27 protein-coding genes are annotated in these 25,902 nt (G+C 41.0%); 8 read left to right on the top strand and 19 right to left on the bottom strand.

Features of this window, described 5'->3' with window-relative positions:
• Positions 1–266 precede the first annotated feature (266 nt).
• Positions 267–983, top strand: a complete 717-nt coding sequence (locus BLT18_RS05940; RefSeq protein ID WP_091272122.1) for an NAD-dependent protein deacylase — start codon at positions 267–269, stop codon at positions 981–983.
• Positions 984–1,184: 201 nt separating this feature from the next.
• On the opposite strand, the gene BLT18_RS05935 is transcribed toward BLT18_RS05940, so the two are convergent.
• Together BLT18_RS05935 and BLT18_RS05930 are read right to left on the bottom strand one after the other, a co-directional pair.
• The gene (locus BLT18_RS05935) at positions 1,185–2,432 is read right to left on the bottom strand and encodes a YeeE/YedE family protein (protein ID WP_091272120.1); all 1,248 of its coding nucleotides are present in this window, start codon (positions 2,430–2,432) and stop codon (positions 1,185–1,187) included.
• A gap of 91 nt (positions 2,433–2,523) precedes the next feature.
• A complete protein-coding gene (locus tag BLT18_RS05930; protein ID WP_091272118.1) occupies positions 2,524–3,108 on the bottom strand; it encodes a DNA-3-methyladenine glycosylase in 585 nt (194 codons plus the stop codon).
• 118 nt (positions 3,109–3,226) lie between these two features.
• Here BLT18_RS05930 and BLT18_RS05925 point away from each other — a divergent pair, with 118 nt between their 5' ends.
• Positions 3,227–4,153 carry a S66 peptidase family protein gene (locus tag BLT18_RS05925; RefSeq protein ID WP_091272116.1) on the top strand — a complete coding sequence of 309 codons (927 nt, stop codon included), beginning with the start codon at positions 3,227–3,229 and terminating at the stop codon, positions 4,151–4,153.
• Between the two features lie 10 nt (positions 4,154–4,163).
• Here the strand turns inward: BLT18_RS05925 and BLT18_RS05920 are convergent, their stop codons facing one another.
• Together BLT18_RS05920 and BLT18_RS05915 are read right to left on the bottom strand one after the other, a co-directional pair.
• On the bottom strand, positions 4,164–5,393 hold the full coding sequence (locus tag BLT18_RS05920; protein ID WP_091272115.1) for a DUF2515 family protein: 1,230 nt from the start codon (positions 5,391–5,393) through the stop codon (positions 4,164–4,166).
• A gap of 120 nt (positions 5,394–5,513) precedes the next feature.
• Entirely contained in the window at positions 5,514–6,029 is a 516-nt protein-coding gene (locus BLT18_RS05915) for a hypothetical protein (protein ID WP_091272113.1), read from the bottom strand.
• A gap of 199 nt (positions 6,030–6,228) precedes the next feature.
• Here BLT18_RS05915 and BLT18_RS05910 point away from each other — a divergent pair, with 199 nt between their 5' ends.
• A complete protein-coding gene (locus tag BLT18_RS05910) occupies positions 6,229–6,951 on the top strand; it encodes a DUF421 domain-containing protein (RefSeq protein ID WP_139184712.1) in 723 nt (240 codons plus the stop codon).
• A gap of 144 nt (positions 6,952–7,095) precedes the next feature.
• On the opposite strand, the gene BLT18_RS05905 is transcribed toward BLT18_RS05910, so the two are convergent.
• Positions 7,096–7,911 carry a CAP domain-containing protein gene (locus BLT18_RS05905; RefSeq protein ID WP_091272111.1) on the bottom strand — a complete coding sequence of 272 codons (816 nt, stop codon included), beginning with the start codon at positions 7,909–7,911 and terminating at the stop codon, positions 7,096–7,098.
• A 144-nt stretch (positions 7,912–8,055) separates the two neighbouring features.
• On the opposite strand from BLT18_RS05905, the gene BLT18_RS05900 reads away from it, so the two are divergent.
• A complete protein-coding gene (locus BLT18_RS05900) occupies positions 8,056–8,673 on the top strand; it encodes a DUF3298 and DUF4163 domain-containing protein (RefSeq protein WP_091272110.1) in 618 nt (205 codons plus the stop codon).
• A gap of 80 nt (positions 8,674–8,753) precedes the next feature.
• Positions 8,754–9,212: a hypothetical protein gene (locus BLT18_RS05895; protein WP_091272108.1), complete on the top strand. Its 459-nt coding sequence runs from the start codon at positions 8,754–8,756 to the stop codon at positions 9,210–9,212.
• 82 nt (positions 9,213–9,294) lie between these two features.
• On the opposite strand, the gene BLT18_RS05890 is transcribed toward BLT18_RS05895, so the two are convergent.
• The 8 genes from BLT18_RS05890 to BLT18_RS05855 all read right to left on the bottom strand — a co-directional run bounded on the left by BLT18_RS05890 (position 9,295) and on the right by BLT18_RS05855 (position 19,276).
• Positions 9,295–11,283: a DUF6449 domain-containing protein gene (locus BLT18_RS05890; protein ID WP_091272107.1), complete on the bottom strand. Its 1,989-nt coding sequence runs from the start codon at positions 11,281–11,283 to the stop codon at positions 9,295–9,297.
• Complete coding sequence (locus BLT18_RS05885) at positions 11,258–12,160, bottom strand: ABC transporter ATP-binding protein (RefSeq protein WP_091272104.1); 903 nt, start codon at positions 12,158–12,160, stop codon at positions 11,258–11,260. The genes BLT18_RS05890 and BLT18_RS05885 overlap by 26 nt, the downstream gene beginning before the upstream one ends.
• Positions 12,126–12,533 carry a GntR family transcriptional regulator gene (locus BLT18_RS05880; protein ID WP_091272103.1) on the bottom strand — a complete coding sequence of 136 codons (408 nt, stop codon included), beginning with the start codon at positions 12,531–12,533 and terminating at the stop codon, positions 12,126–12,128. The genes BLT18_RS05885 and BLT18_RS05880 overlap by 35 nt, the downstream gene beginning before the upstream one ends.
• 317 nt (positions 12,534–12,850) lie before the next feature.
• Complete coding sequence (locus tag BLT18_RS05875) at positions 12,851–14,251, bottom strand: hypothetical protein (protein WP_091272101.1); 1,401 nt, start codon at positions 14,249–14,251, stop codon at positions 12,851–12,853.
• Positions 14,252–14,560: 309 nt separating this feature from the next.
• Positions 14,561–16,048, bottom strand: a complete 1,488-nt coding sequence (locus BLT18_RS05870; RefSeq protein ID WP_245705190.1) for an aldehyde dehydrogenase family protein — start codon at positions 16,046–16,048, stop codon at positions 14,561–14,563.
• A 13-nt stretch (positions 16,049–16,061) separates the two neighbouring features.
• A complete protein-coding gene (locus tag BLT18_RS05865) occupies positions 16,062–17,210 on the bottom strand; it encodes a saccharopine dehydrogenase family protein (protein WP_091272099.1) in 1,149 nt (382 codons plus the stop codon).
• Between the two features lie 396 nt (positions 17,211–17,606).
• Positions 17,607–18,026, bottom strand: coding sequence for a YbaN family protein (locus BLT18_RS05860; protein WP_091272097.1), 420 nt, complete (start codon positions 18,024–18,026; stop codon positions 17,607–17,609).
• Between the two features lie 329 nt (positions 18,027–18,355).
• Positions 18,356–19,276: an aldo/keto reductase gene (locus BLT18_RS05855; protein WP_091272096.1), complete on the bottom strand. Its 921-nt coding sequence runs from the start codon at positions 19,274–19,276 to the stop codon at positions 18,356–18,358.
• 190 nt (positions 19,277–19,466) lie between these two features.
• On the opposite strand from BLT18_RS05855, the gene BLT18_RS05850 reads away from it, so the two are divergent.
• Positions 19,467–19,859: a retropepsin-like aspartic protease gene (locus tag BLT18_RS05850; RefSeq protein WP_091272094.1), complete on the top strand. Its 393-nt coding sequence runs from the start codon at positions 19,467–19,469 to the stop codon at positions 19,857–19,859.
• 42 nt (positions 19,860–19,901) lie between these two features.
• On the opposite strand, the gene BLT18_RS05845 is transcribed toward BLT18_RS05850, so the two are convergent.
• The gene (locus tag BLT18_RS05845; protein ID WP_245705197.1) at positions 19,902–20,339 is read right to left on the bottom strand and encodes a redoxin domain-containing protein; all 438 of its coding nucleotides are present in this window, start codon (positions 20,337–20,339) and stop codon (positions 19,902–19,904) included.
• Between the two features lie 225 nt (positions 20,340–20,564).
• On the opposite strand from BLT18_RS05845, the gene BLT18_RS05835 reads away from it, so the two are divergent.
• Entirely contained in the window at positions 20,565–20,744 is a 180-nt protein-coding gene (locus BLT18_RS05835) for an H-type small acid-soluble spore protein (protein ID WP_091272090.1), read from the top strand.
• A 131-nt stretch (positions 20,745–20,875) separates the two neighbouring features.
• On the opposite strand, the gene BLT18_RS05830 is transcribed toward BLT18_RS05835, so the two are convergent.
• The 3 genes from BLT18_RS05830 to BLT18_RS05820 form a co-directional block, all read right to left on the bottom strand.
• Positions 20,876–21,292 (bottom strand): DUF4870 domain-containing protein, encoded by a 417-nt coding sequence (locus BLT18_RS05830; RefSeq protein ID WP_091272088.1) that lies wholly within the window; start codon positions 21,290–21,292, stop codon positions 20,876–20,878.
• A 117-nt stretch (positions 21,293–21,409) separates the two neighbouring features.
• Positions 21,410–21,820 carry a PaaI family thioesterase gene (locus tag BLT18_RS05825; RefSeq protein WP_175487388.1) on the bottom strand — a complete coding sequence of 137 codons (411 nt, stop codon included), beginning with the start codon at positions 21,818–21,820 and terminating at the stop codon, positions 21,410–21,412.
• 116 nt (positions 21,821–21,936) lie between these two features.
• The gene (locus BLT18_RS05820) at positions 21,937–23,361 is read right to left on the bottom strand and encodes an MDR family MFS transporter (RefSeq protein ID WP_091272085.1); all 1,425 of its coding nucleotides are present in this window, start codon (positions 23,359–23,361) and stop codon (positions 21,937–21,939) included.
• A gap of 45 nt (positions 23,362–23,406) precedes the next feature.
• Between BLT18_RS05820 and BLT18_RS18115 the strand changes: the two genes are divergently transcribed.
• Positions 23,407–23,547 (top strand): hypothetical protein, encoded by a 141-nt coding sequence (locus BLT18_RS18115; RefSeq protein WP_175487387.1) that lies wholly within the window; start codon positions 23,407–23,409, stop codon positions 23,545–23,547.
• A gap of 124 nt (positions 23,548–23,671) precedes the next feature.
• On the opposite strand, the gene BLT18_RS05815 is transcribed toward BLT18_RS18115, so the two are convergent.
• Positions 23,672–24,757 (bottom strand): YheC/YheD family protein, encoded by a 1,086-nt coding sequence (locus BLT18_RS05815; protein ID WP_091272084.1) that lies wholly within the window; start codon positions 24,755–24,757, stop codon positions 23,672–23,674.
• A 42-nt stretch (positions 24,758–24,799) separates the two neighbouring features.
• Positions 24,800–25,885: a YheC/YheD family protein gene (locus tag BLT18_RS05810; protein WP_091272082.1), complete on the bottom strand. Its 1,086-nt coding sequence runs from the start codon at positions 25,883–25,885 to the stop codon at positions 24,800–24,802.
• Between the last annotated feature and the right edge of the window lie 17 nt (positions 25,886–25,902).

The raw sequence follows: 25,902 nt of genomic DNA, 5'->3' as shown, positions 1-25,902 counted from the left end.
TCTTTTTTTGGTTCCCATACAAGTATTGGGGTGAATACAATGTTTAACATGGTTCAAAGATGAAAGTACAAGCCAAACACGCACACGCCAAGAATTCTATGTTACATTCCGGGAAAGGCAAGCCGTTATTCACTGCCAATTATGCATTAATAACGTAAAAACAAAGGAATGTAACAAAACCATGTGGTACGTATTTGCTTCAAAGCATTGAACCGTATATATTCATAGTAGATAACGTCTATGATGGAAAAAGAGGTGAGATTAACATGGAAACACTCACAAAATGGCTGAAACGCGCTCACCACACCGTTGTGATGACAGGCGCCGGCATGTCAACCGAGAGCGGGCTGCCTGATTTTCGTTCGAATAAAGGTTTATGGAAACATAAGGACCCAATTGCGCTAGCCAGCACCGAAGCTCTTCAATACAACCGTGAAGACTTTTTTCATTTCTATCAATCAAGAATCCAAGCTTTAGAAGAAGTAGAACCAAACAGTGGACATAAAACACTCGCTGCGTGGGAAAAACAAGGGATCATTCAAAGCATTATTACACAAAATGTAGATGGGCTTCACCAGCGGGCAGGAAGTAAAAAAGTAGCTGAGCTGCATGGTTCCATCACATCCCTTCGCTGTAATGATTGCGGACATGTCGTCTCGAGTGAAGCTTACTTAACAGAACAAACGACTTGCCCGAAATGCCATGGGTTTTTTCGTCCGAATGTTGTCTTATTTGGCGAGATGCTTCCTGAACATGCGATTGTATTTGCTGACCGGCACACAAGAGCAGCAGATCTGTTTATCGTACTCGGTTCAAGTTTATCGGTTGCACCTGCCTCCACTTTTCCGGCACAAGCAAAAGAACATGGTGCGAAATTAGCTATTGTTAACCGGACAGAGACAGATTTAGATGCTTTAGCAGATCTTATCATCCGAGACAGAAACATCGGAGACGTTCTCAAAGAAATGGATCAGCACTTGTAACAAGCATACCTATACCCTGCAAGAAAGAAGTTTGACTAAAGTATAAGAACTTCTGCTTGGAACTTCTACTAAAAACGCGCACCTCCCATGTCGGGCGTAGAAGCCGCTATATCCTGCAGAAGTATATCCTGTGATGAACACCAATCATTCTATCCACGTTAAAAAGCCGCAAGGACATGTCCTTGCGGCTTTTTGCCGTGCCTAACAAAACGAGTCTTTTGATTTTGGGACAGATAAACCAAACAACGGCCGTAAAAACAGTGCTAAGAATGTACCAGCAAGAGCCAGTACTCCCCAGATATACCCGTGTAAACTAAAGGAAGCAATACCTCCAAAATAAGCACCAATGTTGCATCCAAACGCAAGACGAGCACCATATCCCATCAGCAGGCCGCCAATAACTGAAGCCGCTGCATTCTTTGGAGTAACCTTATTAAAACGGAATAACCCTCCTGCCGCTGACGCAATAAATGCGCCTAGAATAACACCAAAATTGAGTACCGTTGTCGTATCAGCAAAAATGGATGCTTGAAGCTGATCAGCATTTGCCTGCCAATATCCCCAGCTTGATACATCAATCCCGACAGCTTGTGCTGCTTTCGAACCCCATAAAGCAAAAGCAGATGTAATGCCCCAAGGTGACTCCCTTGTCATTAAGGTCAAAGCATTTAACACAGCCAAGGCAATGGCAGCTGCTATGAGCGGCCAAGAACCTCTGAAAATTCGTTTCCACCCTGATGCCGATGGCAATGCAGCCATTTTAGGCGGATTTTTTTTCTTTTCAATCCGGAGAGTAACAAGAATAACGATTCCAAAAATAAGGATAGAAACAAGCCACGCTCCAAAATATCCAAGCCCTGTTGATGTTGCTAGCGAAATAGGCTCAAACGCCGGCATTTCACTCGTCCAAAACTCAAAATGGTACGCTCCAATTGTTGCTCCAATAATGAAAAAGAGCAGCGTAATAAACATAACCGAGCGCCCGCCGCCAATTGCGTACAACGTACCAGAGGCACATCCTCCTCCAAGCTGCATCCCAATACCAAACATAAAGGCACCAACAATTAAACTAACACCTACTGGCGATACGTATCCTTGGGCAGTACCCCCAAAAAACGTGAAACCAGTGGCTAAAATTGGTGCAAACAACGTCACAGCCACTGCCAGCATCACCATATGTGCACGCAGTGCCTGTCCATTTCCCACCGACATCAACCGTCGAAAAGCGGACGTAAAACCAAATCGCGCATGAAACAATGTATATCCTAACAAAAGGCCAATCACTAAAAGCACGGGCTGAACAACACTTTGCGCTGCAGCAAGATAAATAAATAGAATTGCTGCAACGGTTAAACCACCGATGACAAGCGGTGTTTGCGCTTGATTTAACGAAGGTGTGCTTTGAACCGGGCCTTTTTGTTCTGAAACAGGTTGTACCTGTGCTTGCATGTGCATTCACCTCAATCTTTATCGCTTTAGTAGGATTTTTTATTTATTTTTTTAGAATACACCGGCTGCAAGCACTTGTCAACGGAAAAATTTACTTCGACACATAAGAGTTCCCCGTCTCCCAAAACCGCCAAGGATAGTCTTTCGCTTCTCCTGCATTACCGATGCCAATTCGCGGGCCGCTCGAGATGTTAGAAGGTGCTGTTCCTTGAGCAATATAGAGCGGTCTTTCAAAAAATGCCCGTCCATAATCAGCTTTTACAATACCAAGTGCTTTTGTAAGCTTCCCAGGCCCGCTCGTTAAATCTCTTTCTTTTTTATCTCCACGGCGTTTGTACATTAACTCGATTCCTTCAACCGGTTCCACTCCACGTATTAAAACCGCTTGTGGTATGCCTGGTTTTTCGCAGACGACATTGACTAAACAATGAGTGTGCATTTCATATGTATATACATAGCCAGGCGGCCCAAACATTACTTCGGTTCGTTTCGTTCGGCGGTTGCCAAAACTATGAGCCGCACGGTCATCAGGCCCTTGATACGCTTCGGTTTCTACAATTTTTCCAGCCGCTACACCTTCATTCGTCTCTTTGACGAGAATGTGTCCAAGCAGCCGCTGAGCCATTTCCAATGTAGGATAATGAAAAAACTCTTCACGAACTGGTGAAAGTTTCATTTTCTTCCCTCCTCGTATGCATAAAGACAAATTATTCAGTTGAATTTACGGTGATGAACCTTTTCTTTTTCCATATACATGTAATATCACGTGACGATTAGGAAAGCAAGGTGATAACGTGGCCATTCGTCCTCCTTTGTTAGAAGCCGGTGACACCGTAGGCATTGTCACACTTGGCAGCCCCATCGAAAGACCTGTGGTTGAGGCACGGACAGATGTGTTACAAGAACTTGGTTTTCACGTTGTTTTAGGAGATTATGTCTATGCACGCGATGGCTTTCTTGCCGGCTCCGACCGTGAACGGGCATATGATTTTATGCGTATGGTTGCAGAAGACGATATTAAGATGATTCTCCCCTCACGAGGAGGAGTGGGAGTAGCCGGGATTTTACCGTACCTTGATTTTTCCTTAATTCGCAGGCATCCTAAAATCATCAGCGGCTACAGTGATATAACTGCTCTGTTAAACCCTATTTATCAATTCGCTGATGTTATCACATTTCAAAGTCTTATGCTGATTGATTTTCGAATGAACACTCCTCCCTACAATTACGACCCGTTTTATGAAGCTGTCTCCACTCTTCAATACCCAAGACAACTGGAAAACCCGCCAAATATGCCGCTTGTCAGCAGAGTACCTGGCAACATTACCGCCCCGATTGTCGGAGGAACGCTCACTACATTCGCCGGGCTGCTTGGCACCCCATATGAAATAGATACTAACGGCAAAATTGTCGTTTTAGAGGATACCCATGAACCAACGAATACCGTGTACCGCTACTTAAAACAATTGGCTATGGCTGGTGCCTTTGACGATTGTGCCGGCATTGTGATGGGGGAGTGCACCGGATGTCCAGTCTCATACGGAGAATCATATGAAGAAGTGATTGAAAAATACCTCGTTCCTCTCAACAAACCGCTGATGACTGGCCTTGCTACCGCTCACGGCACATTTAAAGCAGCCGTGCCCATCGGCGCTATGGCTAACCTTAATACCGATGACAATACATTTACTATTATCGAACCGACTGTCTCTTCAGTATAAGATCCATTGGTTACTGGTGCTTTTGCCACATTGTTTTCGTTAATACGCCCAACTCCATTTTGTTCACTCCAAAACAATACTCGCTTGTCATATCAAAAGCCATTGGCACGGAAATTGTTTTAAGATATTTCAATACTTCCATGCGTTGAAACCAGTCAAACCGTTTTGGCGGCTGTACTGGCTGGTCACTCCAAGCTGCTTTTAAATCAGGGCTGTAAAGAGGAGGGGCTCCCTGCTTTCGCCTGCACGCAAGAAAGCGCTCTTTATCATAATGTGCATGTTTATATTTTTCTTTCTTTGAAAACATATGCGGCCAATAATCAGATCTGGATGCCGTATGGTGCTGCTTTAAGGCAAAGGCCAATGCCCCTGTGAAAACATCTTCAATCCCAAAAAGCATCGCATATAATTGTTTCCCAACATTAATACGCTCCTCTATATCAGTAAAATCTTCCATGACCAGCCCCGCCAGCCGTATTCCGTTCAATTGTCCGGCATACCGCGCTGATTGATAAGGAAAGACAACCTGCGTTAACTGTATTAGCTCTTGCCCTTTAAATTTTAATGATTGCAGCACATGCTGCTGATAATATGGCTGTTGAATCACTCTTTTTTCAATATAATTCTGTTCATTGATAATGAGCGCCACAGTTAACAGCGCTGACTGTTGCTGCGTAAAAAACATCTCCCAAAATGGCTGCATAAAAGCAGAAACGTAAAAGACTGGTAAAAGATGAAATAAACTCTTTTGCCTTTTTTTGCTTTCTTCATATAAACGCAGCTGTGGATAAGCATCTTGAAAAATCAGTGCGTTTGCCCGCTCAAAAAATTGAAAATACGCTTGTTGTTCATCACTGCTTAAAAAACGAGAAAACAACTGTCCCTTCACATCTGTCATACAATAGCCGCCATTTCTAGAAACCATGTGTGCCAAAAACGCCCAATGAACTTCTGGATGCTGAAAATAAAATGTACGATATGCTTCTGTCCGGGTTATATTATTTCGATTGTATCTTTTTGTCTCATCTATAATTTGTTCCACTAATGTTTGCTCTTCTTTCGTCAAACGAACGCGGGGCTTTTTTGATGCAGCTGTTTTTAAAACTTCTTTGACCTGCAGTACCTCTTTGGGTTCAATCACTACGTTTTCCCAGCGCTTTTTTGCATATACACGTTGCAGCAAGCTTTCGAATTTGCTTTTTGTGTCATATACAAGGTGCTTGTATGTACGAAGCATCATGTCCGTCCTTTCTAACGTTATCCATAAACATACAGTTATATTATTTTCCTTTGCCAGACTGTTTATGCCGTTTTACCACATAAAAGCACTGCCTATTATTAGACAGTGCTTCCATCGGTTTTATTTTTTTACCTCTATTTCTGTTTTAGCAAGGGTAGTAATTTCCCCCTCTTCGACTGCATCCAAGTACAAGTGAGCAGCTCCTTCCTGCTGAGCATATGCTTCTACTACTGCCTCTTGGACAGGGTCTTTTGAAATGGCCATTTTTTGTTTTGCCTCTGCCTTATCGAAACTTAAAACATTTGGGTCACTCACTCTGATGACAAGCTCTTCTGGATTATAATCGTGTAAATGATTATTTATTCCTTCGCTGTTAAACAACGTTTCAATGTCTTCTGCCAGCTTCGAGCCGTTACTGTTAAGAGAGACGCTGCCCTCTGCAGTGTTCATCATCATGTCGAAATGGTCTGCGTTCTCATGATAGCTATTTGCATGTTCAACCGTGCTTTTTATAGACGATAAAAACCAAGTATAACCAGCGGCTGAATGATGGTTGAAAGCGTGTGCACCTGATGTCACGCCAAACCCAATAATACATCCAATAAGAATACTTACCATAACTCTTTTCTTTTTCATTGTTGGTGAACCCCCTTTTAAAAAAGACCAGCCATTTGTAAGCTCTTATTTTCCTTATTCCTGTTCATGACCTTGTCCAAACATCATATGACAAACACCCTCTCTTCATGACTGCGCAGCCAGTCTATGTATAAATAAATGGATTTGCACGAAAATAAGTGAAGAATTTACCATCTACTTGTAAAGGGGTCTAACCAGGGTGAATAATGTCATCGATATCGTACTTGTGGCAGGCAGGATTATTACGATACTGCCGTTGCTTTTAGTAATGACTATTTTTATGGGAAAACGAGCAATTGGTGAATTGCCTGTGTTTGATTTTTTAATCGTTATTACATTAGGTTCGGTTGTGGGGGCCGACATCGCTGATCCAAGTGTACACCACTTACCAACAGCAGCCGCGATTATATTTATCGCATTCCTGCAGCATGTTGTTGCCAAAATGAAAATATCCAACCGGACGATTGGAAAATATATTACGTTTGAGCCGACCGTTGTTGTTCAAGATGGTAAACTGTTACACCGCAACATCAAACACATACGCTATTCGATAGATAACGTTCTCGAAGCTTTACGAGAAAAAGATATCTTTGACATACATGAAGTGCAAACTGCTGTCGTTGAAGCAAACGGAACGGTTAGTGTCCTTAAAAAGCCAAACAACCAAACCGTAACATTAGAAGATATGAACATCACACCATCATCTGCCTCGATTGCCTATCCCGTTATTATCGAGGGAAACATGTACCCAAGCGTCCTTCAACAGTTAGATGTTGATGAACTTTGGCTGAGAGAACAGCTGCATGCGCAAGGGGTTGATAATATTCAGCAAGTCTTTTTTGCTTCCATTAATGACCAGCTGCAAGTACATGTCTCACGAAACGATGAACCAGAGATGTCCATTCCACCTATCTATAATTAACCAGCCGGCATCAGCCCCTCCTGCTCAAATGAGTACTTGAAGCCATATTAAAAAGTGCATTCTTTTACATTTTTTGTTAAAGCAAAACCTCCATATCACATGTAAAAGTAATATGGAGGTTCAGGTTTATGTTGCTGCTTTCATTTATTTACCAATAAACATTTGTGTCCAGTGATTTCCATCTTCCACATATCCTACACCAATATGTGTCACTTCTTGATTCAAAATATTTTTTCGATGCCCTTCACTATTCATCCAGGCCTGTACGACCTCTTCAGGTGTTTGCTGTCCTGCAGCAATGTTTTCCGCAGCTGCTGTGTAGTTTACCCCAAAGTCACTTAACATGTTAAACGGCGAACCATACGTTGGAGAATTGTGGGCAAAATAGTTATTACTTGCCATATCGCGCGACTTTGCTCTTGCCGTTTTTGTTACTTGTGGGTCTGCTTTTAAGGGAGATAATCCATTCTTTTCTCTTTCTTGATTTGTCAGTTCAATTACTTTTTGTTCCACTCCTGTAGCAGAACTACCCGTGTCCTGATTGCCATCGGTTTGCGGTTCATCTTGACGTTGGATAGAGTCATCTTCTTGATTCCCTGGATTTTCCGGCTGTTGTTGACGTTGACCAGTTCCGTCTCCTGTACCATCCTGCGGCTGTCCAGGCAGTTCGGACTCATCCGGCACGTCTCCTTCTTCGATTTCTAAATCAGTATCTGGAACGGGCAAACCTGTTTCCCCGCCATTACCTCCTCTTTCATCGCCCCCAAACAAATTGAACGGAAAACGGTCATTATTGTTCGTTTGCTCTGCAGTTGGATTATTTCCGTTGTTCGGTGTGTGTTCTATTTGTTGATACCCATTGCTCTCTCTCTCTGCAGCCCCTTCATTGCCTGTATTACACCCCGTGATAAGCGTTAAAAGAAAAAGACACGCAAAAAGTCCATAGATGCTTTTTTTCATTGTAAATCCCCTTCCATATTTATACAGTAATTATTTCTCCAATACTAATATGTCCGCTCAACATTTTTTTATCCTACATCAGTGCCACTTTACTGCAAGCTGAATAGGCTAATGTATAAATTTTTTTAAAAAGGTTGATGCTTCATGGAACGTTATCGACTTCCAATACCGATTCAATCGTATTCATATACTGCTCCAAACATTTCCGTTTTTTATCCACAGGTAACACTAGTGGACCCTCTTCATGAGCAAAAAATAAACCACAGCATTTTAAGAAAAATTGACAGCCTCTTTTTACAAATTAAGGAAATGGGGTACTTTGAACCCGGCTCCACCGAATTAATCGGTGATTTTGAAATGAAAAACAATCAGCGTGGTATTATCAGTTTCACGTTCAGCTTATTTGCGAATATGCCTGGTTTGGCTCATCCTGTAGAATTATTAGACTCACTTACAGCTGATGCTCAATCGGGGGAAATATATGAGCTGTCTGACTTGTTTAAAACAAGCAGCGGTTATGAACAGATAATTAACAAGTTGATTGAACAGCAAATTCAAGAACGTGATATTCCGCTGTTAGACAACTACCCCGGCATTTCACCTGATCAAAAGTACTATATCGCAGACAAAACATTGGTTATCTATTTTGACAAATATGAAATCACACCGGGCTATGCGGGATTTCCTATGTTTCCGATACCAGCCTATCAGCTAGAGGACTTCGTAACCGATGACAGTCCGTTGTACATTTTATCTATGTAGAGATGCTGTCATTCTTTTTTGTTTCGTCTTAAATCGTGATATAATATTGTATTAAAATAAGAATCTTTTATGGAGGATATATGTTAACATTTGAAGAAAAGATGAAAGTAATTACAGAAGCCTTTCCAGAGCTCACGCAAAAAGACGTTTCTCTTGGCAGAGTGAACTTTCAATACGAAGACAGTGTCTATGATAAAAAAAATGTCGTATACCATTTACATCCTAATGGAAATGGCTACGTATATGCTGGTCTTATTTCGGGATATGAGGCCGATGAAAAAGGCTACGTCAACATACGTGACTTTTCTGAAGCAGAACTGCGAACGATTATTGAGGCATCTATTGATTCCTTATCTGCTGAAAGCATTGATCAAGAGATGTATTTAGAAGAGTGGATTAACGATAACGATCAAGTGCTTGTACTGCTTAAAGAAGGCGAGGAGTGGAACGTATACGCTGATACTGACCTTGATGGGACCTTTAATTCTTACCCCGAAGCAGCCGATTACTTGGAAAAAGAAGGGTTTACCAAAGAATAATGAAGAAAAATGAAAATGCCCTGAACAACAAACAACTGTTTTAATGTAAAAAGCACTCGCCAAAAACCGGCGAGTGCTTTTTTTATGATGGACTGTTATACAGCGATATAATTTCTTCTGGGACATCTTCTTTCGTAAACACTCCGTAAAACTCGATATCGTTTTCCGTAACAAATCGTACGAAATATTCTCCATCTCCCATCGTGCGAGATGTTTCTAATGCCTTTTCAATGATTTCTTTGTCTTCGACTTGTACAGAAGTTTCAGAGCCCAGATCCTCTCGAAAAACGCGATCTGGGTATGCCATGCCATTGGTTCCCCCTGCCAGCCTCTGCACTTCCATAAATGCGATATCTTCCGGCAAAATACGGGCTTGATCCAAGTATCCGTTATCTTCTAGCCATTGTTCTAATTGATTAAAGTTCTTTTTCCAAGGAATCGACAACTGTACAGCTTCATCTGGTAAAGCGTCCGCTTGCAGAGGAAGTTCCAATATAACACTTCCCCAATTCATGTTGTTTTCCACCACATCATCGACCTGCAGCCTGGAAATTTCATATTTCAATATGTGCTGCAGTTCTTGTATTTCTTCTGGATCGGTGATGGTCACGTTTTTCTGAACAGGTCCATCAGCAGTAATAACAATGTTTTGCAGCTTATTATCCAACACATCCACATGATAGTTTATACGTTTGTATGACTCTGATTCTACTATCGGTGCTAACTGGTCTTTTACTGATTCTAGCGGGAGCTGATATTGCCGAACAAGTGTTGATCCGTTATTTAGTTTGTATGCAATAGCGTATTGATTAAAACGATGCGGCTGATTTGTTTGTACCTCTTCCGGCTTGGTTTGTGCTACATATTCGTGAAAGGCCCGCACATTTTCAATATACGCCTGATTTGTAACAAATACATCCTCTTCCTCTTCTGCACGTGTTAATGAATGCACATCATCGCCAAAGTATACGCCCTTTACATCATCTTCATTAGGAACGTTGCTCGCATAGCCAATCACGTCAAAGTGCAGTACTAATCCAAAAATGATAACAACGGCGGCGTATCCTGCATATTGAATAAACGTTCTGCCTTTCCAAATTCTCCACGTTTTTTGCAGAATCATTTCAGCAATAAGAAATCCAAGCAGCGAGCTAAACACATAGCCAAATATCAGCCAGCCTGTTGAATGATATTGTTCAAAGTAAATGCCGCCGACAAGCATCGCACAAAATGCTACACCGTATTTAAAAATTGGACGAAGCGGTTCATATACAATTGCCTGCCCCGCCATTTCTAAAGCACGGAATTTATACAGCACATATCCCAATAACGCAAATATAACGGCTAATCCTAAATACACAAAAATGTGCCCTAAGGGGATTTCTTCTACATGATTAAATTCTCCCATCATAATAATCGGTGACCACTTGACGATTGTTTCACCCGAGTAATAGTGATTAGGAAACCCATATAAAAAGAAATTAATATTCGTATTTAATAACATGAACAACCCTGCGGGAAGCATCAAAATAATAAATGTTAAAATGCCTTGTGCAATAGACATGCCGCTCAACATCCCAATAAATACAGAAAAACAAAAGAAAAACACAGACATCACTGTCATCACTGCAGTCCAAATCCACACATCACTCATTGTTATAGCTTCAAGTTCTGGATAAGCAGATACAGCAGCTGCTGCGCCGCCCGTCACCCAAACGGGAATCACAAGCATAACCAGTCCGCTTAAAAGATGATTGATATATAAACTTCCTCTTGATATAGGCAGGCTGTGAATCATATCAACCGCTTGTTTCGTTTGTACATAGCGAAACAGGAACATACCTGTAATAATGGGAACAATAAAGGCGACAAATAATTGCATCGGAAAGCCGATAGAAAATAAATGTTCAACATGGCGGTATGGCATAGTATTTTCATTTGTTATGTGCAGCACCATTTGCAGCGGAACCGTAAACAAGAGGCCTACTAAATATACAAGTGCAATCCAACCATGCTGTTTCAGATTTTGTTTTTGCACTCCTGGGTTAAAGAAGGATATTTTCGATTTCATAGCCGATTCCCCCCATTTCATAAATAAAAATTTCTTCCAGCGTGAGAGGAAGTAAATCAAACACCAGCGGTTTGCTGGAATGAACAATGTGTTCTACCGCTTCTTTTTGACCTTTGGCAATAACAAGCAGTACACTGCCTCTTTTTTCTTGATGCAAAACTGTCAGCTGCTCTAATATACGTTGTTCTTGTTCTTCTGAGGAAAAGGCAGCTTGAATTTTATGTGTATCACTTTTTAAATCATCAAGATCTTTTTCGACGACGATATTTCCTCGATGCATAATACCAACATGATCGCATATATCTTCAATTTCTCGTAAGTTATGAGAAGAAATAACAACAGTAAGCTCACGATCTGCTACATCTTGAAACAGCAGATTTTTTATCTTTTGCCGCATCACCGGATCCAATCCATCAATCGGTTCATCAAGAATCAATACTTCCGGCATGGCTGAAAGTGATAACCAAAATGCCGCTTGGCGCTGCATGCCTTTAGAGAGCCGCTGAAGCTTTCTTTTAGGATTGATTTGAAACACTTTCTGCATCGTTTGATAGCGCTCTTCATTCCAACTGGGATAAAAGGAACGGTAGTATGCCGCCATTTGTTCAATGGTTGCCTGCGGGAAAAAATACAAGTTGTCAGATATAAATACTACTTTTTCCTTTAGTTTTACGTTTTCATAGATTGGTTGATTATCAACCTTCACATTCCCCTCATCCGGTCGATAAATGCCAGCCAATATTTTTAATAACGTTGTTTTTCCTGCCCCGTTTGTTCCTAACAACCCATAAATCGAACCTTTTCCTACCGATAAACTAATACCATGTAATGCCTTTTCATTTTCATATGTCTTCGTCACTTTTTCGATTTGGATCACTGCTAGCTCCCCCCTCTTGTATTTCATTAAACCAACGTTCTAATTCATCTTTGGTCAGCCCGAAATACACAGCCTCTTTTAATAACTCTTGAATGTGTTCTTTTAACTCAGATAGTTTTTGGTCGTTGGATACTAGTTCTATTGGAGCCACAAAATACCCCTTTCTGCTTGCAGAATACAAATAACCTTCCCGCTCTAATTCCCGATACGCCTTTTGAATCGTGTTTGGATTTATCGTTAACTGTTTAGAAAGCATTCGTACAGATGGCAATTTCTCATCTGGCTGTAAAACATTCGAAACAATTAACTGTTTTATGTTAGTAATCAGCTGTTCATATATTGGCTTTCGACTTCTCACATCCAGCTCAAACAAAGTAGTCCCCCCTTTCTTTGTTATAACTGTATCATCTGTGTTATATGTGTTAATACAGTTAATATTATAGGGAAGTGTTTCTTATCTGTAAATGTTTTTCTTATTTTTTAATGGTTCAGCGTCCATCCTTCGACTAAAGGGGAGAATCTCGCTGCACATATAAGAACTTTCTTTACGTGCTGACGACACCAGTGATTCACCTGCGCACATATGATCGTTTTCTATTCGTGTAAACATTGCGGTTTTTTGCGCTTCCTTCGTGCTCATACCGCGAAAAGGGCCCCCATACGTGAATGAGAGCCCCTTCTATTACACCATTATGCGTTTTTTTGTTTCTGCATTTCCTGATACAACTTTTGATATGCTTTCGATTCTTCCTGTTTCCCCGCTTCTAAATAGAGTTTCGACAGCCAGCGGACAGGAAGCGGGTCTTGTGTATCCATCTCCATCTCCCAGCTGAAACATTCAATCGCTTGATCAATTTGCTGAAATTGGTAATACAATTCCCCAAGTTTTCTCTGCTGGTCAGGATCTTCGCTCCACTGCAGCATGTTTTCAATTCGTTTAATAACTGGAGAGTTAGCATACGCCGATTGAATCGGTCGAAGCCAGTCGGAAACATCTGCTAGCTTTTTTACTGTCAATAATTGGGTGACACATTTGTGAAGGATTGTCTCGGCTTTTTTGGGATCGGTTTGAAAGAGAGCGGCAATATACGTATTGAGGTGTTCGATGGACATATTATCGTGTTGGATATTCATTTTTTCTAACATGTTCTCTAGATCCATCCATTGTGTATTAGTTAATTGAAGGGAGTGTTCGTTCAGCAATGGAATTGTTTTGTCGAGGTTCTGCTGTAAAAGATAATGGTGAAGCAGTGTATACTGCAGTGGTTCAAATGACGGGAGGCGCTGATACATATCTTCAACAATTATCAGCATATCTTCAGAAGAAAAGTGAGTTTTTATTCGCTCCATAATTCTTTCATAAGAGTATTGGGAAGGCTTAAGGAGAAACTGTTGAATCATTAAAATACATGCATCAAGAAAGCGGTTGTCGTGGTCGAATAAAGTTAATAATTGGTCAGCAGCTTTGGAAGACTTTTGCCGCTGTTGAAACAGCGCTTTTTCGACATAGTTGATATCTTTTTCCCACAAGTCGTTATGCTTTTCTTGATACAGCTCTTTATAACGGGCATACTGAAGTTCGTTTGCTGTTTGTCTGACCCAGCGATGCTTTGGAGTAAAATCAAGCAGCACACGCAATAAACGGTAACCAGCAAATAGTTGCCCGTTACGCCGGTATTGATAAAAATATGATTGTATTATAGTAAATATTTCTTTCTTTGGGATAAACGCATCAAAAAAAGTGAGTATAGAGGCTGTTTCATGCGGAGGATACTGCTTTTCAAGTTTAGCGCGGACTTGATTAAAACTTCTTTTTATAAAAGAGGAATGATTCGAGAGCAGTTTTTGGCAAAAGGGGTGGCTCGCAGAAAACACAATTCCTCGTTTATTTGCTTTTTCAACGTACGAACGGCGCCTTACTTTGTTTGTTTTTACGGCGGTGATATAATGGTCTTTGTAGAAAAACAAATAATACATATACCCCTCTTGGTCGGTACTCTCAATGATTTTACTTTGCAAGTAAACGACCATTCGCTCAGGTTGAATTGATATTTTCTTTTTGTTATCCATTACAGTGTGTTCGAGGTTCATCAAAAAATCCCTCCTCCTTGTTCTCTCCAACATATCACACTTTTTCGTTTTTTTCATCTTTATATAAGAAAGGCCCAACCGCCGCAAAAAAAAAAAAAAAGAGGGTCGGCTACGGTAAAGGAACTTCTGTAAGGCACTTCTACTAAGAACGCACACATTCTGTGGTAACGCTGCACCGATCCGCCTCGTGTACGCCTAAGTGGCTGGGCGCTTGGGCAAGAGTAAAGAAGCGCAGCATGTTATGCTTTCCTGCCTAGAGAAATAGGTTCTTATGAAACATCAGCTTCATAAGAACCTATATTCATCAGACTATTCATTATTGTCAATTTGTGCCCGCTGTAAGGTGCCGCTGTAATCAACATATACGCTCTTCCATTCTGTAAACACATCTAATGAGGCTGTACCTGAATCGCGATGGCCGTTTCCTGTTTTTTTCGTTCCCCCAAACGGCAAATGGATTTCAGCCCCAGTCGTTCCAGCATTTACATACACAATTCCTGTATCCATTTCATGCATCGCTCGAAATACTTCATTTGTGTTGTTTGTAAAAATAGAGCTAGATAATCCATATGCTGAATCATTGTTTACCTGTATTGCTTCTGATAACGAATTGACTGGAATGATAGCAAGAACCGGTCCAAATATTTCTTCTTGTGCAATTCTTGCACTTGGATGAACATTTGTAATAATTGTTGGTTCATAATAATAGCCTTTTTTATATTTCCCTTCGTTTAATATCTGTCCTCCGCAAAGCAGTTCCCCTTCCTGACGGCCGATTTTTACATAATCATGAATGCTTGTCAGTGCTGTTTCTCCAATAACTGGTCCAACATCTGTGTTTTCATCTGCTCCGTCTCCAACGGCTAGCTCTCTTGTCTTTGCCACTAAAGCCTCTTCTAGCTCTTGTTTAACAGCACGATGCACAATAATCCGGCTGGCTGCTGTACAGCGTTGTCCGCTCGTGCCAAATCCACTCCACAAAATACCATCCACTGCTAAATTAATATCGGCACTGTCCATAACAGTGATAGCATTTTTTCCTCCCATTTCAAGCGATACTTTTTTCAGCATTCCCCCAGCTTTACTGGCAATTGCACGCCCTGTAGCAGTAGATCCGGTAAAAGAAACAATATCTACTTCATCGTGTTCAACAATAGCATTTCCTGCCTCTTCTCCAGTCCCATTAACAAGGTTCACCACACCATGCGGCAGTCCGCATTCGTCTAAAATCTTTACAAACTGATCAGCCATTCCCGGTGTTTCAAGCGCTGGTTTCCACACAACAGTGTTTCCACTCACGATGGCAGGGAACATTTTCCAACTGGCGATTGCAATAGGAAAGTTCCACGGTGTAATTAAGCCAGCAACACCAACTGGAGAACGAACACTCATCGCATGTTTATTAGGCAGTTCTGCTGGTACGGTTTGTCCAAAAAGACGCCTGCCTTCCCCAGCCATGTAAAAGCCCATGTCAATCGCTTCTTGCACTTCTCCACGTGCCTCTTGTATGGGTTTGCCATTTTCGGCTGTTAATACTTGAGCCAGCTCTTCTTTTTTTTCTTTTAATTTTTGCGCAATCTCAAACAGCAATTCACCGCGCTCCGGCGCCGGGACTGCTTTCCATGCTGGCTGCGCGCGCTTTGCCGCATCTACTGCTTCATGGACAATCTGTGGCGAAGATATAACTGCTTCAGCGATTACTTTTGCATTTGCTGGATTGATTACCTTCTCGCGGCGATTTGCATCTTCCTGCCAACGGCCATCTACATAGTTTCGGTATAACGGAATTTTTCCCACAGCAAGCGCCTCCTTACATACTGGATTCTTTTATCTCTACGCCTCTTTTGGCCATTTCTTCGATATACTCTTTACCTGGAACAATTTCTTCTGGACAAAAAACTCCTCTCTGTTTAATCAAGCCGCTTCCCATCATCTGTGCAACAATCGAAATCGTATAAGCGGTAGCACGCGCCATAGCTGTCACATATAACGCTTGATCTCTCACTGTCTTCATTTCAAATGTCCGCACAGCCGGTGACCCCTGTTTTTTTCCTTCCGTCCTCACACGAAGCAGCACAACATCGTCTTTGTCTTTTAAATCGACAATTGGCGCAAGTACTTCTCTTAAAACATCCCTTGGCTTTACTTTTTGGCCGTTGATATCCACTTCGTAATCTCTGTCAGTCATCTTTAAATCCACTAATAACTTAAACTTTTCTGCATGCCCTGGGTAGCGGATTGTTTTATAATCTAAATTTTTCACGTGTGGAAATGTTTTTGGAAGTGTCGATGTCCCCCCCGATGTGTGAAAAGCTTCTAATGGACCAAATCCTTCAAAATAGATTGTTTCTAGTTCAGACAATGGCTTTACATACGTTAGTTTCCTATCGCGAATAATTAAGGAAGGATCAGTATAATGATCAAATACTCCCTCTAAGGAAAATACATGATTGTATCCAAATGGCGGCTCCGGACGCAATGGCAGACCGCCGACCCGAATGAAAATATTCTCTACTTCATCCAGCTGCTTCGCCCCGTATCCGGATAAAATGTTGATCATTCCCGGTGCTACTCCTAGATCTGGGATATACGTGATACCAGCATCTGCGGCTTTTTGCTTCCACTCTAAAATCCTGTCTGTTGCATGTCCAATATGGCCGCCTAGATCACAGGCATGTACCCCCATTTCAATCGCTGCTTTTGCAACAGTTTCATTAAACGTATAAAACAATGCATTTACCACGACATCATAATCTTTTATAAAATCTTTAAGCATGGCTTCATCCGCTGCATTCACATACGTTGAAACGAGGCGGCTGTCCTTGAACGGAGCAATGGCAGCATCCGCTTTTTTCTTGTCTACATCTGCCAAAGCTATCTTGGTTACAGCTGGATTGGTTAATAAATCGCGTGCTACTTCCTTTCCCATTAATCCAGCCCCTAATACAGCTGCTTTCATTCCTACACACCTCCGTCCATGATTGAAGAGCCATAACGAAATAAACGTCTTCATTTCAACATATTCACAAAGCGGGCGTAATATTAAAATAAACTAAAAAATAAAAAATCGCTGCTTTTTAGAAGCGCATCCGGTTATCCTAAAAAGAATAAGAAAAACGGCGGAAATCCGCTCAACCACCGTCCTTATCACCGTAGACGTTACTGCTTTAGAACGCATCTGCTGCAGACGGGACGCTTTCCGCGGGCATGGCCTCAGCCTCATGCTATTCCCGCTGAAGTCACCCGTCTTCCGCTCCTGCTTCCAGATAGCGTATGGATGAAAATAACAATCAACATATCTACTTTTCTGCCTTCTAAAAAAAGCAAAATGCCAGAGCATTTTGCCAAAACAGTTTTATTCTTTTTGAATCGCACCTGACTTTGTATAAGGGGCTTTGTTAGGTGCCGGCCGATACGTTTTCAGCCGCAATATCCAATATGTAATATATAGCACAATCATCGCTAAACCAATTTGAACAGCCAGAAAGGGGACAAGAAAAAGAATGGAGTACGCGGAACTTCCCCATAAGAGGGCTAACGCCACCACTTTTGTTTTCAACGGCAGACCATGTCCAGCCTTGTACTGTTTAATATATCCTCCTAACCTTGTTGCTAAGAGCTTATCGTACAGAATATGCGATGACTTAGCATAACAAAACGCAGCAAGCAGCAGGAATGGAGTCGTCGGAAGGAGCGGTAAAATAATTCCCAACACACCAAGGGCCACAGACAAACTGCCGATAAAGACCAACACCGCTTTTTTTATTGCGTGCATAATTTCCACACCTTCACTTTAAAGCTTGCATATTACATGCATATTTTAACACGCACGAGCTGATTTTACGACATGCTCCACGTATCACTTTTCTTTTATGAAAGAAAGTGTGTTGAAACCTTTTGCGCTGTCCGTATGATTATATATAGTATGTAACGCTGGAATGCTGCTGTTTATTTTTCTTTGTTTTTTCTCAGATGCTGTTTTCAATTGATATGTTCCCCCTTAAGGCAGACAGAATTGATGCTGCCTTAAGGGGGGGTTTTGCGTCCAAAAAACTCATTCTGCAGTTTCTATACCTCTTCCCCCAGATTTCCTGTATATATTTATTATCTTGAACTTTGCGGATGATCGGGGCGCACAATATCTAAATCTGCCGCTTTGGCATTGGAAGCTACTTGATCTGGATTTTTACATCCTGGTATCACAGACGTTACCGCGGAATGTTTTAAACACCAGGCCAGTGCCCACTCTGCCATCGGGACATCTTCAGGCACTTCATTTTGCTGCAGCTCGGAGACAAGCTCTAGTTTTCTGCGTGTTTCATCTTGGTCATGTTTGTGACGAACATCGTTTTCTGCAAATGTTGCACCAGGTTTATACTTTCCGCTTAAATAACCACTGGCAAGCGGAACACGGGCCAGCACTCCAAGGTTTTGTTCTTCACAAGCCGGGAAGACTCCTTCTTCCGGCGTACGGTCTAAACGGTTGTACACGACCTGAATGGTTTCTGCACCGATTTCGCTTGCTTTTTTTGTTTGGTACGTATCATTATTTTTCTTTATGGATAAACCTACATGCCGAATCTTACCGGCTTGTACTTGTTTATCTAACATCGTCCATAAATCATCATTATCAAATTCTTCTTTCACGCCTGAATGAAACTGATATAAATCAATATAGTCCGTACGCAGCGCACGCAGAGAATCTTCCAGCTGCTGCTGTACCTCTTTGGCACTGTAGTGACGAGTTCGGTCATACATGCCGTGAAATTTGTGTCCAAACTTCGTTGCCAGCACCCACTGGTCACGGTCTCTTTCAATCGCTTTGCCAATAAATTCTTCTGATAAATGATCACCATAACATTCTGCTGTATCAATAAAATTAATTCCTGTTTCTCTTGCTTTATCAAAAATAGCATCAACTTCCGATTGATTGTAGTCGTGTCCCCATTCACCGCCAAACTGCCACGTACCAAGTCCGATAACGGATACTTCCATGCCCGTTTTACCCAGTGTTCGATATTTCATGGTATAACACTCCTTCTTTTTAGCTATCCTTCCTATTATGCACCTTTTTTTTCTAAATTTTTCTTTTAATATCTTCATATTGATTGTAAAGGACATCTTATTATGATGCCAAATCACACAACTCATATTTTAAAACCACAGTGCATTAGATGAGTATAAAGACTTTTCCCAAAAGAAAGGCAGAACCATCATGGATCTTACTGTTCAAAACGGCCTCTTAACTACAACGATGACTATCTTTTTTCAAAACAAAAGCTTAACGGTAGATGAGATTATTATTGACACTGGTTCTACACATACAATGATAAGCGCCGATGTCGTGTCTGATATCGATATCACTTATCAAAATAACGACCCTATCTATGAGGCATATGGCATTGGCGGCTCCGCTTATTTTTTCACCAAAACGATGGATGAAATACACATTGGCTCTTATGTTTGGACACATCATCCTATTGATATTGGCACACTTCCTCCACGGCACAACGGCTTGATAGGATTGGATCTTTTAATGAAACAGCCGTTGATGATTGATTTTCAAAAGCAAATACTGCATTCTTCCATGAAAAATACTTCTATGTAAGCACAAAATAAGCGGCGCTAATGGCCGCTGTTATTATTGATATTATCGCTGCTTACATCGAGCGATGATTTCTTCATAGTGCTGTTTGTTATCCGCCTGAAAAGACGTATTTACAAAATCAATGATTCCATTTTTATCAACGAGAAAACACGAGCGGATTGCTGTTTCGTTTTCATCGTGAAACACACCGTATTTTTTCACTGTCGTTTTGTGCCAGTCAGCTAATAATGGATACGGCAGGGTTCCAAGGCTTGCTTCAAAAACGTTCTGTGAATAAATGTGATCAACACTAATTCCAAGTACTTCTGTGTCTTTTTCGTCTAACCGTTTATATTCCTCTTTCCAAGAGGTCAATTCTCGTATTCATCCTGGTGTAAAGTCCAGCGGAAAAAATACGAGCAGCACATACTTTTCTCCCTTATAATCGGATAAGGAAATATCCCGCTTATCTGTTGATGGCAGCGTAAAATCTGGTGCCACATCGCCTGCTTGAATCCCCACTCGTTCGCCTCCTCTCTATTCGCACGATAATTGTAGATTTCCTCACTTTCTGTGAAGTTAATCACGTTTTATTATATTAATGCCAAAAATAAATGGTGCGTCTCTCCTCTTTGTATATCTTCATGTTTTTCACGCATACTGAAAAATGTTTAGAAAAACTTGGCGTATCACCAAGTCTTCATAGCAGAAAAGGAGGAACAAACATTGGATGCTTTTCGAGCACAAGAAATTGCCCAATCACCTGTGATGGCGGATGTGCGATATGATGGAACGCCGGTATATATCCAGCGTGTAGATGAACAAAAGCATACGGTGCGTATTTTTGCGATCGACGACCCAGATAATGAATTAGATGTGTCACTTGACAGCTTAGAAGAATACTAAAAACTCCTATAAACATCGCAAAACAAACACTTCCACCGTAAAAAGCATCCTCGTCTGCGAAGGATGCCAAGCACTCTGACAACGTATAAAACAAGCTGACAGCCTCCCTGCCAGCTTGTTTCAACCTGCCATTATTTATTTAGTGCGTTTGCTTGTTTTTCAGCCATCTCCCCAACTACTGGCAGCTTAAACCACTGGCCTTGGTAAGCTTTTACCATTAAAATAATCCAGAGAACAAACCCTAATAGTGATAATAATATACCGATTAACCATCCTAAAACAGGAACAGCTGTCAAAACAATGTTCAAAATAACTAATGCAGCAGAGATAAAAATCGATTGCAGCGCATGAAAACGGACAAATCGGCTGTCTTTTTCTAATACAAGAAACAAAATACCTGTGATAAGTCCAAAAACATAACACAACAGTCCCGCTACATTCTCTTCTAACCCCATTGACGTTTTTGCTGCTGCGTTTTCCGCTTCTTCTGCTTTCACTTTGTCTTCCGGCGTTATTTTCTCCTCGACGGATTTATCCTTTTCATCCATTGCCAAAAACCTCCCTCTCATGTTGTTTGCACTCAAATTGAGGTTAGTTCATTATACGCCGGAAGCAACGAAAATAGCCTAAAAATTTATACAAACAGCGATATTTTTGTCCGCTTCCTATTGTTTGTTCTTTTTCAGTAATTTGAAGCTTCCCACACAATGGGCTGCCAGCTGATGATTTTGGTCAAACACTTCGGCCTCCAGCGTAAATAAACTCTTGCTGCGATTAATTAATCGGCCTTTTGAATAAATAGTGCCTTCTTTAATAGGGTGTAGGTAGTGAACATTCATATCAATAGTAACAAATGGGGCGTTTTCAATGGAGCGGGCCGTCATTCCCATCGTTGTATCAAGCATTGCCGCATACGCTCCGCCATGCAGCGTATCGTTCACATTGTATAATTCCTCTCTAACCTCAAGTGAAAGCCCTACATCTCCTTCTTGCAGTTTTTCTATTTCAAATCCCATAAACCCCCAAAACGGACTGTCTGTAAATACTTTTGCGACACTTTCCATATTTTTATCCACGCGCATGTTCCTCCTTTTCTCATCTCCAGTCATAAGCAAACTGCTTCCTTTATTTTAGGAAAATTCTTTATTTGTTGCCAGCAAAAAAAGCATCTTGTTTTGGCAAGATGCTTTTCTTATACATTATGCCGCGCATCCCACTCTTCATCAGTTGGCGGAGTTGTCTTTCGTATAAACACAGATAACCCTAGTGCAGCCAGCGTCAGCATAAAAATAAGAAAAAACGCGACTTTGACACCAAGTATATCTGGATAAGCCGTATGAAGCGATTGTGCTGCAAATTCTTCGGTTGTTGTCATCGTTGTAACAAGAATAGCAGTCCCAACAGAAGCAGCTGTTTGACGCATCGTATTCGTCATCGCAGTACCATGCGGAATCAGCTTAGGCGGCATTTCGTTCAACCCAGCTGTCGTGACAGGCATCATCACCATAGAAAAGCCGAACATTCTTACTGTATAAGCGGCCATAAGGAAAAAAATGGTCGTTGTATTGTCTACAAAAATAAATGCAAAGGTTGACACAGACATAACAGCCACCCCTGTAATCGTCAGAAACCGTGCACCTATTTTATCAAAAATACGGCCAGTAATTGGTGACATCAGCCCTGCTAATAACGCACCAGGCAGCAGCACCAGCCCTGACTCCAGAGCAGTGAATCCACGCATGTTCTGCATGAATAGCGGAATCAGTGTTTCCAGCCCAATCAGCCCCATAAAACCAATCATGCCAATAATTGTTGATATCGTAAAAATGCGCGTCTTAAATACGCGAAACTCCAGCATTGGATGCTCCATCTTCAGCTGCCTTCGAATGAATAAAAATAGAGTAAGCGTACCAACAGAAAGAACGCTTAATGTAATGGGACTCGTCCAGCCATTATTACCGGCACTAGTAAATCCATACAATAATCCCCCAAATCCGGCTGATGACAACAGAATAGAGATGGGGTCCACTTTCGGGTTTTTCACTTCGGTGACGTTTCTCATTACAAAAAAAGCAATAATAATCATAATGAGCGATAATGGCAAAATGAACCAAAACAAATAACGCCAATCATATGCCGATGTAACCCATCCGGATAAAGTCGGCCCAAGCGCTGGTGCAAAGGATATAACAAGACCGATATAGCCCATAGCAGTTCCCCGTTTTTCTACAGGAAAAATAAGCAAGAACACTGTTTGCATTAGCGGAAGCATCACACCAGCACCAGCAGACTGAATCGTTCGTCCGACAATCAGGGACGGAAAATTTGTAGCGACTCCACCCAGCAGTGTCCCAAAAGCAAAAACACTCATCGCCGTTATAAACAACTGTCTTGTCGTAAACCGCTCAATTAAAAAAGCCGTGATAGGAATCATAATACCATTCACGAGCATAAACACTGTTGTCAGCCATTGTCCAGTATTGGCTGACACATTCATCTCATCCATGATTGGTGGAATTGCTGTAATCATCAGCGTCTGATTCAAAATTGCCACAAAAGAACCAGCAATCAGCAATGCAGCAATTAATATTTTGCTGTATGGTTTGTTTTCAGTCATACGAACTGCCTCTTTCTATGTACTCTCTGAAGAAAGTGTATTGGTATGGTGCTAATGAAATTATACGTTGATAAAGAACCTGTTACAATCACTAAGATTGATAAAAAACGGCTGGATGACACCCATCCATTAGGAGCAGGCGATAACTTTCTCACACGTACACAAATATCGTCCACATTCGGATGATCCCGCTGATTTATCTATGTAAGATATTATATCTTCCTATCAGTGTAAAAACTATTCCTGTAATAACAAAGGCACCGATGACCATGGTGCCTGTGCTGTGTTTATAAACATACATATGATTGTATTATTTTTTCATGATTGCGTGTGCATAATCGATGGGCGTTGTAAACGCACGGTTCCAATCCGTATACAGCAGTCTTCCATTTTTAATCGCAAATGTAGGATAATCAGAGATATGATTAGCTTCAATTAAATAAGGTATACCCTGTTTTGTTATGGCGATATCAAACCCAAAATCCGCCATTTTCGTTTTATACGCCGCCAGGTGCTTTGCTAATTTCAAAGCAAAAGATTGTACGTCTTTTTTTACTTTTTCATAAGACAAAGATGGATGTTCTTTTAGTATTTGTCTTAATGTGCAAGCCGTTGCTCCTTGCCCCATGTTTGTTAAAAAATGTCCTTCTTTTGCCACCTTCACGAATATAGCAGAAACCTGCCATTTTCTATTTTCGTTTTTTTGGACAGATACTCTTAAATCAAATCGTTTGTTCTCATATGTCCCAAGATCAATCATCTCCTGCACAATATATGGCTGTTGGATAGCCGCCAACAACTTCTCCGGCAGTTTCTCTTGAAAAAATATTTTTTTCCATTGTTGCTCCTCTTTATAGAACAAACACCATTTGTTTTGACCCGTTTGTTCTACTTTCATAATACCTTTTCCTACTTCTCCGCGGTTTGGTTTGATGATAATGCGTTTATGGAAAGAGAGCATACCTAGAATGTTTTTTTCTGTTGCCATTTTCGTATGAGGTTGATGACGGGCAAGCTCTTTATCTCGGTTTACCAGCTTAAAAATGTTATATTTTTCGTTTTCTTCATAGAAGTTAAAAATAGTGATGCCTTTATCCATAAGCGCCTGCAGCATAGGCAGATGATCACGTGAGTGCCCAATACGTTTATAAATAACTTGTGGAACAGGAAGCTTACGCAAACGATATTTATTTTGTTCTTTCACATAGCACGTTACATATTTTTTCTCAGCTGATAAATCGCTTAAGCGGAAAAAACATAAGGAACAGCCTTTTTTGGCTGCGGCTTGCTCATATAAAGAAAGCATTGTTTTATTAGAGGGATACGCATTTATTTTTTTGATTTTCTTATATCTCGCACTAGGAAGTATGATTCCTATCCTTGGTCTTTCGCTCACCTTACCACTTTCCTTTCTAACCGATAGATTGATTGAAACGATCTAACATCTCGTTAAACCATATTGCAATATCTCGGTATATGATTGTTTCACCCGTTCCCTTCCGTAAGCATGATACAGGGTTCTTTTACCGCTGCATAAATTGCATTCAATGATTCTGAACTTCCCTTTTCGATCTAACAACATGTCTATCCCCATTTCTGCAATAGGACCATATTTTTCTTCTATTGCCTCATAAGCTGTTTTGGCCAGTTTATCCACATGATCGATAATATTTTGCACGTCTTTTGACGAGTAGTTCAATTTGTTTCTAAAATATTTTGCTAATGGATACTTGCCAGATTGTTTGGTTGTAAAATGACCTTTTTTACTCTGCCTGATACAATAACCAGCTGCTTTTAATGTTCCATCTCTAGTTCTGTTTAGTTCGACACGTATATCAAAATGGCGGCGGTGCTTATTCATGAGAGGCACTGCTTTTTGGATGATGAGTGATTGACTTTTAAAATATTTTTTCATCTTTTTTAGCAGCTTTGTTTTACCAGCTTTACCCGTTCTCATCTTGGATTGATAATATTTATACTGATACACGCCTTTTTTTCTCTTGGAAATTTTCATAATGTGTTTGCTTTGAAAGCCAAATACAGCTTTCACATATACATGCCTGTGTTTATGAATAAAAGAGAATAATTGCTTTTTATTCGCAAGCGAAAGAGTTTTTGTCTCCGGCAGACACGCTCTAAGCTTCGGATGCTTTCGCAAGAAGCGAAATTGTTCCAGCTTATCAAAACTTTGAAATAAGTTTAAAACGACAGTTGGACGACTTCGAAAATACGCCGGAATATTTGTGCGCTTGAATTGACCGCCCATTCTAAAAATCACACCAGGCAAGCGAAAATACTTCTGCAGCCACTTCTTTTCTAACGGATGAAAATACGTTCCTAACACACGTTCTTCGTTTTCTTGAATATCTTTGGAGCCAAAAAAATACACATCACTGTTTATATCTTCTCCTGCCCGTTGAATGGATCTCGTGCGAAGAGAATCTTTTTGAAAAAGCAGATTTTTAATAACACTATTTCTGCACAATACTCCTATGACCGGCAGAGATGTTTGGTTATCTATCATAATGCCCTCCTTTCTTT

Source organism: Alteribacillus persepolensis, from assembly GCF_900099605.1.
In the GTDB taxonomy this organism is placed as follows: domain Bacteria; phylum Bacillota; class Bacilli; order Bacillales; family Marinococcaceae; genus Alteribacillus; species Alteribacillus persepolensis.
Note: the sequence above shows the minus strand (reverse complement) of the source record. Positions and strands in the feature narration are given on the sequence as shown.